The 12,666-nt window shown below is 41.3% G+C and carries 13 protein-coding genes and 1 riboswitch; of the genes, 12 read left to right on the top strand and 1 reads right to left on the bottom strand.

All coding sequences use genetic code 11. The annotated features are described in order from the left end of the window. Positions 1-156 precede the first annotated feature (156 nt). From NSQ44_RS12075 to lysA, 9 genes are all read left to right on the top strand, one after another. The gene (locus tag NSQ44_RS12075) at positions 157-1,323 is read left to right on the top strand and encodes a D-alanyl-D-alanine carboxypeptidase family protein (protein WP_063388332.1); all 1,167 of its coding nucleotides are present in this window, start codon (positions 157-159) and stop codon (positions 1,321-1,323) included. A gap of 97 nt (positions 1,324-1,420) precedes the next feature. After that, complete coding sequence (gene spoIIAA, locus NSQ44_RS12070; RefSeq protein ID WP_063388331.1) at positions 1,421-1,774, top strand: anti-sigma F factor antagonist; 354 nt, start codon at positions 1,421-1,423, stop codon at positions 1,772-1,774. Next, positions 1,771-2,211 (top strand): anti-sigma F factor, encoded by a 441-nt coding sequence (gene spoIIAB, locus NSQ44_RS12065; protein WP_063388330.1) that lies wholly within the window; start codon positions 1,771-1,773, stop codon positions 2,209-2,211. The genes spoIIAA and spoIIAB overlap by 4 nt, the downstream gene beginning before the upstream one ends. 12 nt (positions 2,212-2,223) lie before the next feature. Continuing rightward, positions 2,224-2,982, top strand: coding sequence for an RNA polymerase sporulation sigma factor SigF (gene sigF / locus NSQ44_RS12060; protein WP_063388329.1), 759 nt, complete (start codon positions 2,224-2,226; stop codon positions 2,980-2,982). Between the two features lie 741 nt (positions 2,983-3,723). Next, a complete protein-coding gene (locus tag NSQ44_RS12055; protein WP_063388643.1) occupies positions 3,724-4,341 on the top strand; it encodes a stage V sporulation protein AA in 618 nt (205 codons plus the stop codon). After that, complete coding sequence (locus NSQ44_RS12050; RefSeq protein ID WP_340858251.1) at positions 4,331-4,753, top strand: stage V sporulation protein AB; 423 nt, start codon at positions 4,331-4,333, stop codon at positions 4,751-4,753. Before NSQ44_RS12055 ends, NSQ44_RS12050 begins: the two co-directional genes overlap by 11 nt. A 37-nt stretch (positions 4,754-4,790) precedes the next feature. Beyond that, entirely contained in the window at positions 4,791-5,798 is a 1,008-nt protein-coding gene (gene spoVAD / locus NSQ44_RS12045) for a stage V sporulation protein AD (protein ID WP_340858247.1), read from the top strand. Between the two features lie 55 nt (positions 5,799-5,853). Beyond that, positions 5,854-7,329, top strand: coding sequence for a spore germination protein (locus tag NSQ44_RS12040; RefSeq protein WP_340858242.1), 1,476 nt, complete (start codon positions 5,854-5,856; stop codon positions 7,327-7,329). A gap of 73 nt (positions 7,330-7,402) precedes the next feature. Next, complete coding sequence (gene lysA, locus NSQ44_RS12035) at positions 7,403-8,725, top strand: diaminopimelate decarboxylase (RefSeq protein WP_340857155.1); 1,323 nt, start codon at positions 7,403-7,405, stop codon at positions 8,723-8,725. A 43-nt stretch (positions 8,726-8,768) separates the two neighbouring features. Here lysA and NSQ44_RS12030 read toward each other — a convergent pair whose 3' ends face one another. Next, a complete protein-coding gene (locus tag NSQ44_RS12030; RefSeq protein ID WP_340857154.1) occupies positions 8,769-9,635 on the bottom strand; it encodes a DUF1002 domain-containing protein in 867 nt (288 codons plus the stop codon). A gap of 164 nt (positions 9,636-9,799) precedes the next feature. Here NSQ44_RS12030 and NSQ44_RS12025 point away from each other — a divergent pair, with 164 nt between their 5' ends. The 3 genes from NSQ44_RS12025 (at position 9,800) to ribE (ending at position 12,664) form a co-directional block, all read left to right on the top strand. Next, a complete protein-coding gene (locus tag NSQ44_RS12025) occupies positions 9,800-10,237 on the top strand; it encodes a peptidylprolyl isomerase (protein ID WP_063388640.1) in 438 nt (145 codons plus the stop codon). A gap of 391 nt (positions 10,238-10,628) precedes the next feature. Further along, positions 10,629-10,780: riboswitch (FMN riboswitch) on the top strand. Positions 10,781-10,931: 151 nt separating this feature from the next. Further along, positions 10,932-12,047: a bifunctional diaminohydroxyphosphoribosylaminopyrimidine deaminase/5-amino-6-(5-phosphoribosylamino)uracil reductase RibD gene (gene ribD / locus NSQ44_RS12020; protein ID WP_340857153.1), complete on the top strand. Its 1,116-nt coding sequence runs from the start codon at positions 10,932-10,934 to the stop codon at positions 12,045-12,047. Beyond that, a complete protein-coding gene (gene ribE, locus NSQ44_RS12015; protein WP_094246158.1) occupies positions 12,020-12,664 on the top strand; it encodes a riboflavin synthase in 645 nt (214 codons plus the stop codon). The genes ribD and ribE overlap by 28 nt, the downstream gene beginning before the upstream one ends. Positions 12,665-12,666: the final 2 nt, after the last annotated feature.

The following is a 12,666-nucleotide window of genomic DNA, read 5'->3' as shown; positions in this document are numbered from 1 at the left end:
CCGATTCTTTTTTTGTATAACTTTTTAATAATTGGAAAAAATGGGTTTTATACAGATAATTTTACCAGTAAAAATTCATTCTCATTTCATTTTTAGAGTCTTTTACATTTCATTAGATTAGATTGCAGTTACATATGAGGAATGGAGGATGTGGAAATGAAACAATTACTACTGTCTGTCATGGCAACATTTGTTCTTTTTTTTGGGGTTTCAACGGCTGCGTGGGCAGAAGAAAAAAATGTCAAACTAGTAGATGGAGTGAAATCGGCTATATTGATTGAGCGGGATACAGGTCAAGTATTATATGAAGAAAATTCAGATACACCGCTGCCGCCCGCCAGTATGACGAAAATCATGACGCTTCTTCTTATTATGGAAGCTCTTGATAAAGGAAAGATTCAAATGGATGAAAAAGTAAGAGCGAGCGAATATGCAGCATCCATGGGGGGATCGCAAATCTTTTTGGAGCCTGGGGAAGAAATGACAGTGGAAGATTTATTAAAAGGAATTGCGATTGCTTCCGGCAATGATGCGTCTGTCGCGATGGCGGAGAGAATTGCAGGATCAGAAGAACAGTTTGTATCCATGATGAATCAAAAAGCGAAAGAGCTCGGTCTGAAAAATACGCATTTTAAAAATTCGACCGGATTACCTGCAAAAGGACATTATTCGTCGGCAAAGGACATGGCGGTTATTGCCAAAGAGCTATTAAAATATGAAGAAATTACGAAATTTACGGGAACATATGAGGATTATTTGCGAGAAGGAACAGACAAAAAATTTTGGTTGGTCAATACAAATCGGCTTGTGAAATTTTACGACGGAGTTGACGGTGTAAAAACAGGTTATACAAACGAAGCGAAATACTGTTTAACGGCAACAGCCAAAAAAGGGAATATGCGGGTGATTGCTGTTGTATTTGGAGCTAAAACGCCAAAAGATCGAAATGCTCAAATCACGAAGCTGTTAGACTATGCCTTTTCCCAGTATGAAACCCATCCTCTGTTTAAACGAAACGAAGTGGTGACAAAAGCAAAACTGAGCAAAGGAAGCGATAAAGATGTACAGCTGATCACTTCGGAGCCTGTTTCCATTATAACCAAAAAGGGCGAAAGCATTGATGATATTAAACAAGAAATTATGTTTAAAAACCACCTGGTAGCGCCAGTGAAAAAAGGGGATGAGCTTGGAACCCTCGTGCTGAAAAAGAATGGAAAGGTTTTTGCTGAAAGCAAGCTTGTAGCTAAACAAGATGTTCGCGTTGCGAGCTGGTGGAAGCTGTTCAAAAGGGTTCTAGGCGAATGGACGAAGGCCGAAAAATGATATTTTTGGCGAAATTCCACTAGTTTTGTCTTCAGGCAGGAAATATGAAAGGTCAACTCGAAAGATTCAATATCATAGTTGAAGGAGGAATATGATCTTGAGTCTAGCGGTTGACCTTGAAGTAAAAGAAAACGTGTTATTGATACGTCTGTCAGGGGAGCTCGACCACCATACAGCAGAGGAACTTCGGCAAAAAGTCAATGATGCCATCGAAAATAACTCTATTCAACATATTTTATTAAATTTAGAACAATTAACTTTTATGGATAGCTCTGGACTTGGAGTGATTCTCGGGCGTTATAAGCAAATAAAACATCTCGGCGGTGAAATGATTGTTTGCGCCATCTCCCCGAGTGTAAAGCGTCTTTTTGACATGTCAGGTTTATTTAAAATTATTCATCTGGCCGAGACAGAGAAAGCGGCTTTGCAAACGTTGGGGGTGGCGTCATGAAAAACGAAATGAAGCTTCAATTTTCCGCTGTAAGTCAAAATGAATCATTTGCAAGAGTAGCTGTAGCTTCCTTTATCGCACAGCTAGATCCGACGATCGATGAACTAACCGAAATCAAAACAGTAGTTTCCGAAGCTGTGACAAATGCGATCATTCACGGTTATGAAAATAATCCTGACGGTATTGTGTATATTTCCTGCACGCTAGAGGACCATATCGTTCATTTGACGATTCGAGATGAAGGGGTAGGAATTGACAACATTGAAGAAGCTAGACAGCCGCTTTTTACAACAAAGCCTGAGCTGGAGCGCTCAGGAATGGGATTTACCATCATGGAAAATTTTATGGATGAAGTGAAAATAGAATCGGAAAAAAATAAAGGCACAATCATTCGATTAACAAAACATCTTACAAAAAGCAAAGCTTTATGTAATTAAGGAGATTAGCTTATGGATGTGGAGGTCAAGAACGAACATTCGAATGGACAATTGAAGGATCAGGAAGTCAGGGATTTGATTAAAAGAAGCCAGCAAGGCGATCAGGCAGCCCGCGATTTGCTTATCCAAAAAAACATGCGGCTCGTTTGGTCAGTTGTGCAGCGATTTTTAAACCGAGGCTATGAGGCGGATGATCTATTTCAAATCGGCTGCATTGGCTTAGTGAAATCGGTCGATAAGTTTGATTTGTCGTATGATGTTAAATTTTCCACTTATGCTGTTCCGATGATTATAGGAGAAATTCAACGATTCATCCGGGATGACGGAACAGTAAAAGTGAGCCGTTCATTAAAAGAGCTCGGAAATAAAATTAGACGGGCTAGAGAGGAACTGTCCAAAACACTTGGCAAGGTGCCAACAGTAGGGGAGATCGCTGACTACTTAGATATTTCACCTGAAGATATCGTTCTTGCACAAGAAGCTGTACGTGCACCTTCCTCCATCCATGAAACGGTTTATGAAAATGATGGCGATCCGATTACATTGCTGGATCAAATTGCAGATCAAAATGAGCAAAAATGGTTTGATCAAATAGCATTAAAAGATGCTATGAACGATTTAGGCGAGCGGGAGCGGCTGATCGTTTATTTGCGGTATTATAAAGATCAAACACAGTCGGAAGTCGCAAAACGGTTAGGAATCTCACAAGTTCAGGTGTCCAGACTGGAAAAGAAAATATTAAAGCAAATGAAAGACCGAATGAGCGGATAGCTCTTTGGTCTTTTTTTGGTGCGCCCGGCATGTACATGAACTATAGGGTGTAAGTCCCGAACCCCGAAGACAGAAGTAGAGGTTAGCCAAGAGCAAGGGTGTCCGTGGTGACGCGGAATCTGAAGGAAGCTGGAGGCAAAACACCGGTCCGAGGAACACGAACCTCATATAAGGCTAGGTATGATTGAGTGAGTTTGCCAAACAAAACAAAGCTCTTTCTGTCGAAGGTCATATCGAGTAAATGAGGCGGATAGATGGTGTGAAAGTGCATGTACTTACCCGGGGAGGTCTGGCGGATAGGTGAAATACGCTTCATAACCTACTTAGTGATAAGTAGCTGAACCGTCAGAAGTCAGCAGAGGTCATAGTATTAGTTGGTTTAGAACTACTAAGAAGGACCGAACAATTAAGAGAGAATAGCCCTTGGCATTCAGTGAGTCATGATGAACACAGAAAACGTAGTACCTCACTTGAGGAAGGAAGCGGTGAATCCCGTGGGAGACCTCTTGGAGGGTGGAGTGACCACTGGCATAAAGAGAACAGCTATTCACGGAAGTTATAAAGACTTGCGTCAATCATCTTAATTGAACCGCCGTATACGGAACCGTACGTACGGTGGTGTGAGAGGACGGGAGTTAATCGCTCCCTCCTACTCGATTGGAAATAAATGGTCTTGATCATTTTGCATGAGGGAGTGGCGAACGTTTCATACTATTAGAAAAAAGTAGGATGTGACAGGGCGTGAATAAAACGGTTTATGTGCGTCTAAAGCATCGTATTCAGGCAAAACCGAACGAAAGGATCACGCTTAATAAAATCGCGAAAATCATTGCAGACGAAGCGTTAATCAGCAAAATGGGGGATCAAATCATTCATCAAATTCAATCAAAAGATAAAACATATGTTGTCATTGATGTCATCAACGTCATAGAAAAAATCCAATCCATTGATCCTTCCCTTGATGTCCAACCTGTTGGGCCGACGCAAACAATTGTTGAAATTCAAAATCATCGAAAAAAATTTGCTCCCGTCCTTTTTTTTCTTGTATGGCTGTTATTATTTGTCGGATCGGCTTTAACGATTATGAACTTTCATGAAGATGTCAGCATGCAGCGGATGCATCGCAATTTGTATCAGTTTTTCACTGGCAATAAGATCGATAAGCCGTTAATTTTGCAAATCCCCTACTCCATCGGTTTGGGGCTGGGAATGGTTCTGTTTTTTAATCACGTTTTTAAAAAGAAATTTAATGAAGAGCCGAGTCCGTTGGAAGTCGAGATTTTTAATTATCAAATGGATCTCGACCAATACATCGCCATAAACGAAAACAAAGAAAGCGTGAAAAATGATGATGATTAAATGGTTCATGCTTTTGTTTACGGGGTTTGCAGAGGGCTTGGCTGTCGGGTGTGGATTTGTTGCGTTTTTATCTGTTCTCGGAATCATTCCAAGACTCATGCAACTGACGAAGACAATAAAATGGATTCGTTTGTATGAATGGGCTGTTATTCTTGGCGCCGTGTCCGGTGGTTGGTTCAGCCTCTCTCCCGTCTATTTGCATGCTTCGCATTATTGGTTTATCCCGATCGGTCTCCTTTACGGAATATTTGTCGGAATGCTTGCGGCAGCATTAACAGAAGTGCTGAATGTATTTCCGATATTAGCGAAAAGGATCGGCATTGATGACAAAATCGTTATGTTGATGATGGCGATCGTTTTAGGAAAAATTTGCGGCTCTTTGTTTCATTGGCTTTATTTTGCTGGTCTGTAAAGGCAATTTGTCATATGATCGGAGGAAACATAGCATGATGCGGTTAACGGGAAAGCAAACATGGGTGTTTCAGCATAAATTGTTTGTCAATAAAACGGCAACTGTCGTTGGGCCGAAGGAAGCGAAAGGACCGCTTAAGGAAACATTTGATGCTCATTTTGATGATATGTACTGCGGTGCGCCGTCTTGGGAATTGGCCGAGCGGAATTTAATGGAGCAGGCGATCAGTTGCTGTTTAAAAAAAGCTGAATTAAAGGAAGAGGATATTGATTTGTTTTTGGCGGGGGATTTATTGAACCAAAATGCTACATCGAACTATACAGCTAGAATGCTCAATATTCCGCTGTTATGTATGTACGGGGCCTGTTCGACTTCAATGGAAACAGTCGCTACGGCATGCGCGCTGATCGATGGGGGGTTCGCGAACAAAATTATCGCTGCCACAAGCAGCCATTATGGCGCAGCTGAAAAGCAGTTTCGGCATCCAACGAATTTCGGCGGACAAAAACCAGAAACAGCGACGACAACCGTAACAGGGGCAGGTGCTGTATTAATCAGCAAAGACGAAAGTGAGATTGCCATAACGGCTGCAACGATCGGCAAGGTGATCGATGTTGGCAGGAAAAACCCTTATGATATGGGGTCCGCAATGGCGCCGGCAGCTGCAGATACAATTAAGCAGCACTTTCGTGATTTAAATCGGACTCCTTCTGACTACGATTTAATTCTTACCGGCGATCTTTCGGGAGTCGGCAGTCCGAAGCTGAAGGAATTATTGCTTGAGGATGGGTACGACATCCGAGGCAACCATTCAGATTGCGGGCTGTTAATTTTTCATCCAGCACAAAGAGCATTTGCCGGCGGGAGCGGATGTGCTTGTTCAGCAGTTGTAACTTACGGTCACATATTCCAAGAAATGAAAAAAGGAAATTTAAAACGAGTATTGATGGTGGCAACCGGGGCTCTGTTAAGTAAAACGATGATCAAGCTGAACGAATCGATCCCGGCCATAGCTCACGGAGTAGTTTTTGAAAGACAGAGATAGAAAGGCTGGAAAAGGTGAGCTGAACATGAATGATGAAGAGAAAGGATTCGATAGCATGACGAAATTAACCGATCAAGAAAAAAGTCAAATCTCTCCCAAGCTGCAAGATACCGAAAAATTTTTTCGAGATCATATTGGCTTAGGAACAAGCTTTGATTTAGGCGTGCGCAAATTTACGCTTCTCGGAAAACAAGTGCATTTATATTATGTGACAGGACTTTGCGATTCACTTTATGTCATCGAACTGATCAAGGAGCTTTTGAAAATCAATGATCATGAAACGGAAGCCAATCGTTTAAAGGAAATTGTCAAAAACCGTCTCGTTCATCAGCAAGTAACATTGGTTCAAACGCTTGATGAAGCAGTCGATCAAGTGTTGTCAGGCTTAGTCGTTTTTTTTGTCGAAGACAGCGATTTTGCTTTTGTTGTCGATGTCCGCAACTATCCTGGAAGACAGCCGGAAGAGCCGGATACGGAAAAAGTGATCCGCGGCGCACGTGACGGTTTTGTGGAAAATATCGTTGTCAACACGGGACTGATTCGGAGAAGAATAAGGGACGAACGTCTGAGATATGAAATCATGAAAATCGGCGAGCGATCAAAAACCGACATTGCGATCGCGTATTTGGAAGATGTGGCGGATCCAGGATTAATTGAAGTGATCAAAAAGGAGTTAAAAACGATAAAGATTGACGGGCTTCCAATGGCAGATAAAACAATTGAAGAATTTTTAGTAAAGCAAGGCTTTAATCCATTTCCGCTTGTCCGCTATACGGAAAGAGCGGATGTCGCTGCAGTTCATTTGCTGGAAGGACATGTCATTATTCTTGTTGACACGTCCCCGAGTGTCATTATTACGCCAACTACTTTTTTTCACCATGTTCAGCACGCCGAAGAATACCGTCAGGCGCCAGCGGTCGGAACGTTTGTCAGATGGGTGCGCTTTTTTGGCATGCTAGCTTCTATTTATTTGCTTCCTCTTTGGATGCTGTATGTAGTGCAGCCGTCTTTACTGCCGGAGGCTATATCTTACATCGGACCAAACAAAGAAAAAAATATTCCGATTGTTGTTCAAATTTTTCTTGCTGACATAGGGATTGAGCTTTTAAGAATGGCAGCCATTCATACACCGACAGCTCTTTCAGTGGCGATGGGTTTAATTGCGGCAGTTCTCATAGGACAAATTGCCATCGATGTCGGTTTGTTTTCGCCGGAAGTTATTTTGTACGTTTCCATTGCGGCGGTCGGTACTTTTGCAACCCCGAGCTATGAATTGAGCGTAGCCAATAAAATCGTTCGTTTTGTATTGCTGCTATTAGTAGTGATCTTTAAAGTGCCCGGATTAGTGATCGGTTGCACCCTGTTTATCCTTTTCCTTGCCAGCATTCGATCGTTAAATACGCCTTATTTATGGCCGTTTATCCCTTTTAATCCTCAAGCCTTTTGGCAGATCATCGTCAGATCGTCGGTGCCTCATATAAAAGTAAGGCCAAGCATTGTTCATCCGCAGAACGTAAAAAAGCAGCCTTAAAAAATTTGAAAGAGAAAATGTTTTATGGTAATGTATTTTTAACTTTTACGTTCACGAAAGCGGGGGCTAGTCTTTGTATTTACAGGGAACAAGTAAAATCAACGAGTTAGGGCATTTAGAAATCGGCGGTGTCGATACAGTTCAACTTGCCAAACAGTATGGGACACCGTTATATGTATACGATGTCGCACTCATTCGCGAACGAGCCCGTTCTTTTAAAAATACATTTGAATCATTAGGAGTTCCATATCAAGTTGCTTATGCAAGCAAAGCCTTTTCTTCCATTGCAATGGTGCAGCTTGCAAATGAGGAAGGGCTTTCTCTTGATGTCGTTTCAGGCGGTGAACTGTATACGGCATTAAAAGCAGGATTTCCTCCGGAAAAAATTCATTTTCATGGAAACAATAAAAGCATCGACGAGCTTGCGATGGCTCTGGAGGCAAATATCGGTTGCATTGTGATTGATAATTTTTATGAAATTGATGTTTTATCTTCTCTTTGCCGGCAAATGAATAAAAAAGTTTCGGTATTGCTTCGCGTTACACCGGGTGTCGAGGCACATACACATGATTACATTACAACCGGGCAGGAAGATTCGAAATTTGGATTCGACCTTCATAATGGTCAAATCGAAAAAGCGATTGAGCTTGTAAAAAATCAATCGCATTTACAGCTATTAGGAATCCATTGCCATATCGGTTCGCAAATTTTTGGCACTGAAGGATTTGTTTTAGCAGCAGGAAAGATTTTTGGGAAAATTTCTATTTGGAAAGAGAAGTTTCAGTTTGTTCCGAAAGTTGTAAACTTAGGGGGAGGATTCGGAATTCGATATACGAAAGAGGATGATCCTCTGCCAATGAATGTATATGTTGAAAAAATGGTGGAAGTTGTGAAAGGATACTCTGAGAAGCTTCAAATTCCTCTCCCTGAAATATGGATTGAGCCAGGACGCTCTCTCGTCGGGGATGCAGGAACAACCTTGTACTCGATAGGATCTCAAAAGGTCGTCCCTAACATTCGCAAATATGTTGCGGTGGACGGAGGGATGAGCGACAACATCCGGCCTGCTTTGTACCAGGCAAAATACGAGGGGGCTCTTGCCAACCGGATGAATGACGAATGTTCTGAGACTGTATCGATTGCTGGAAAATGCTGCGAAAGCGGGGACATGCTCATTTGGGATTTATCCCTTCCTACCGTAAAAGCAGGCGATATATTAGCTGTTTTTTGCACGGGAGCTTACGGATATTCTATGGCAAATAATTATAACCGGATCGCTCGGCCTGCTGTTGTATTTGTTGAAAACGGCGAAGCGAGACTTGTCGTCAAAAGGGAAACATACGAGGATTTAGTCAGTCTCGATTTGCCTTTAAAAGCGGAAGTCGGTCAACCGTAAACGAAAAACGGCGTCTCAACATTAGTTGAAGACGCCGTTTTCATTATTGGAAAAACGATGCGATGGCATCAATGATCGAAGAAAAGAATTCTTTCAATTTTTGCAAAAAGCTTTGTCCTTCTTCGGATTCGAGAAATTTAGAAATTTTGTCTTTTGCTTTGTCAAGCTGGTTTCCGACTTCATCCCAATTGATATTGACGTTCATCATATTGTTAAATAAGAGGATTAAATTGTTTATATCATCTTCGGAAAGATTTATTTGCAAATCTTTTGCTGCTTGTTCAATCATTTCTCTTAACTCTTGGTCATTTTTCGGAACACCGTTTTCGGACATCTGTTCTTTTACTTTTGCAATTAATGCCGAAGCATTTTCGTCACCAATCTTATCTCCAAGCTTTGCTGTTTCCACCAGCTCTTGGTTGGCGACCTGTTTCACGTCTTCAGGGATCGCTTTATCAGTCGAAACTTCATAAGCTTTTATCAACCCTGTTAAAGCGGCTGTTCCGGAAACTTCAAAAGGCGCGGTGACATAAACATTTGCATCTTTGACACCAGCTGTCATGAGCGCATTTAAGTACATTTCATCCGTGACCCAGTTTATGTTGTTTGTTTGGACTTCTAAACCAGATCCCTTTTTCTCAATTTGTATTTTGGAAGAAGAAATCGCTTTTGAACCGATTTGCGCTTTCGGAATATAATCCCCCAAATATTTGTGCTCCTCTTCGTTTGTCACGGTGACCGTTTGCACGTTATCTGGTACGCCCATTTCCTTTAAGAGATCCTGCTTTTGCTGCTCCGTTAAATCGCTGCCTAACGTGACAATAACATCTCCAACAACAGAATCAGCAAAACTAGTAGTTGGTGTTGCCAACCCAATAGCAAGTAATATGGATAAAACGATTTTTTTCATCACTTAACCTCCTAAGCGAACATGACTTCGAATATATGATTATAGAGTGCAAAAACTTTCAACCATTTAAGACGTATATATATACTAAAACGTTTCATCTGTATTTTATGTTTTACTCTATGATAAAATAAAGAGAAAATTTTTTCATGAAAGGGAGCTGTTTTATGAGCAAAAAAGGCTACATTTTAATGGAAAACGGAGAAAAAATTGAATTTGAGCTTTTTCCGAATGAAGCTCCAAATACAGTGAAGAACTTTGAAAAACTTGCGAATTCAGGCTTTTATGACGGTTTGACTTTTCATCGTGTTATTCCAGGGTTTGTAAGCCAAGGCGGATGTCCGAATGGCAACGGCACTGGTAATGCAGGATATACGATCAAATGCGAAACAGATGGCAATCCGCATAAACATGTAACCGGCGCCATTTCTATGGCTCACGCAGGCAGGGATACAGGCTCTTGTCAATTTTTTATCGTTCATGAACCTCAGCCTCACTTGGATGGAGTTCACACTGTTTTTGGCCAAGTAACTTCAGGCATGGAAACTGTGTTGAGCATGAAAAACGGAGATGTAATGAAAAAAGTAGAAGTGTATGAAAATTAAATTCCTCTTTCAAATAGAAAGGGATGTACAAAATGAGAATGAAAAACTGGATGTTATTTATTGTTCTTGTTGTATTGAGCATTATGTGGGGACTCGTCTATTGGATGTTCATTGCTGACTAGCTGAATACCGCTCAGCTTTAGTTGATAATATAATTCTTGTAGATGCGGTCAAGTGTAGGAGAGGAATAATATTAAAAAGGCACTTTTTCATATTGGTCAAAGATTGCTTTCTTGACAGAAGACCGTTTGAAGGGAGATAATAGTAAAATAATTGGCTGTTTTCTTCAACTTTGTTTCTTTTTCAAAAACTCGTGAATGCTTCAAAATGGAAGGTGGGAAGCAAGAGGAAGCAGCCGTTTTTCCCATTGAAAATAACATAAAATGAATGATGCATCCTTCGGGGCAGGGTGAAATTCCCGACCGGCGGTGATAAAAGCTTTTAAGCTTTTTTAGCCCGTGACCCGCATTGGCGGAACGCCTTTGCGGTGGATCTGGTGAAAATCCAGAGCCGACAGTATAGTCTGGATGGGAGAAGGATCACTTTTGAAGGTGAGGAGTATAAACTGTTCAAAAAGAACAGATTTTATACTCTTATTTGAGTATACCTTCTTTTCGTTAAAGTGATCATCAAGCCCTGGGGAACAAACCCGGGGCTTTTGTTTTGAAATCAACAAAAGGGAGGTGTGTCCTTTATGAATGACGAAAAATGGATGGAATTTGCCTTTCAGCTAGCGAAACAAGCAATCGGCCAAACGAGCCCTAACCCGTTGGTGGGAGCGGTCGTTGTGAAGGATGGGGAACTGATCGGGTTTGGAGCACATTTAAAGGCTGGGGAACCCCATGCGGAAGTTCATGCTTTAAATATGGCTGGGGAAAAGGCAAAAGGTGCAACACTGTACGTCACGCTTGAACCTTGCAGTCATTTTGGCAAAACTCCTCCCTGCTCTGAGCTTATTATCAAAAGAGGGATTAAACGGGTCGTTGTAGCTGCTTTGGATCCGAATCCTCTCGTAAGTGGACGCGGTGTGAAAGCTTTGCAAGATGCTGGAATCGATGTGGAAGCCGGGATATTGCAAAAAAATGGACATGAACTTAACAAAGTTTTCTTTTATTACATTCAAACAAACACTCCGTTTGTCACATTAAAATATGCCGCAACATTCGATGGGAAAATTGCTACAAAAACAGGTGACAGCAAGTGGATTACCGGAGAGGAAGCAAGACAGGATGTGCACCGTTACAGAGAAATACACGACGGCATTTTAGTGGGTGTTAATACAATTATAAAAGACAATCCAAGTCTGACTTGTCGGCTGCCGGATCGCAAACGAACACCGATACGGATTATTTTAGATACCCATCTGCGAATTCCGCTGGATGCCAATGTGATAACTGACAAGGAAGCAGAAACTTGGGTCATTTGCCAAGATGGGGATCTCAATAAAAAAGCGGAACTGAAAAAATTAGGAATAGAAGTGTTGACTTTACATGATCAATGGAATATCCCAAATATTTTAAAAATATTAGGCGAGCGAGGCATCACCTCCCTGTTCGTAGAAGGAGGAGCAAGAGTCCATGCTTCATTTTTAAAAGCGGAAGCAGTGAATGAATTAATCGTATATTTTGCACCCAAAATATTGGGAGACCCTGAAGGAATATCAGCCGTGATGGGCGATGAAGCATTAAAGATGAGCATGGCACATTTATTTGAAATTCAGTCCGTTACGAAAATAGGAGAAGATGTGAAAATTGTCTCCGTTCCGAAAAGAGGTGGACAAGATTGTTTACTGGAATCATTGAAGAAATAGGGGAAATCAAATCAGTAAAAGGAACGAATCAAGCAGTAATTTTAGAAATTTATGCAAAAAACATTTTGCAAGATGTAAAAATAGGCGACAGCATTGCCGTCAACGGAGTCTGTTTAACGGTCACCGACTTTGAATCGAATTATTTTTCTGTGGATGTCATGCCTGAGACGATGGCGGCAACGACATTAGGTACATTAAAAACCGGATCAAAGGTGAATTTGGAAAGGGCAATGGCCGTTGGCGACCGATTTGGCGGCCACATCGTTTCAGGACATGTTGATGGCGTTGGCACGATCGTCAAAAAAGAAAGAAAGGAAAATGCTGTTTATTATCAAATTAAAGCTCCTAAAGATTTGCTTTATTACATGATATTAAAAGGTTCAGTTGCAGTTGACGGAACGAGTTTAACCATTTTTGGCTTAACAGAACAAACCTTTACGATTTCGATTATTCCTCACACATATTCAGAAACAATTATTGGGGAAAAGGAGATTGGCGATAAGGTCAATATTGAATGTGATTTGATCGGGAAATATTTAGAAAAGTTTGCTCGCAAAGAGGCGCCAACCGGAATTACCGTTGATTTTTTGCAAAAGCACGGTTTTTACAGTGAATAGAG

The organism is Aeribacillus sp. FSL M8-0254 (genome assembly GCF_038008845.1).
Taxonomy (GTDB): domain Bacteria; phylum Bacillota; class Bacilli; order Bacillales; family Aeribacillaceae; genus Aeribacillus; species Aeribacillus composti.
Note: the sequence above shows the minus strand (reverse complement) of the source record. Positions and strands in the feature narration are given on the sequence as shown.

Coding starts and splice junctions, on each gene's coding strand:
- sigF (WP_063388329.1), top strand. CDS start 2,224: ATGGATGTGGAGGTCAAGAACGAACATTCGAATGGACAATTGAAGGAT.
- NSQ44_RS12025 (WP_063388640.1), top strand. CDS start 9,800: ATGAGCAAAAAAGGCTACATTTTAATGGAAAACGGAGAAAAAATTGAA.
- NSQ44_RS12050 (WP_340858251.1), top strand. CDS start 4,331: ATGATGATTAAATGGTTCATGCTTTTGTTTACGGGGTTTGCAGAGGGC.
- NSQ44_RS12075 (WP_063388332.1), top strand. CDS start 157: ATGAAACAATTACTACTGTCTGTCATGGCAACATTTGTTCTTTTTTTT.
- spoVAD (WP_340858247.1), top strand. CDS start 4,791: ATGCGGTTAACGGGAAAGCAAACATGGGTGTTTCAGCATAAATTGTTT.
- spoIIAB (WP_063388330.1), top strand. CDS start 1,771: ATGAAAAACGAAATGAAGCTTCAATTTTCCGCTGTAAGTCAAAATGAA.
- ribD (WP_340857153.1), top strand. CDS start 10,932: ATGAATGACGAAAAATGGATGGAATTTGCCTTTCAGCTAGCGAAACAA.
- NSQ44_RS12030 (WP_340857154.1), bottom strand. CDS start 9,635: ATGAAAAAAATCGTTTTATCCATATTACTTGCTATTGGGTTGGCAACA.
- NSQ44_RS12040 (WP_340858242.1), top strand. CDS start 5,854: ATGACGAAATTAACCGATCAAGAAAAAAGTCAAATCTCTCCCAAGCTG.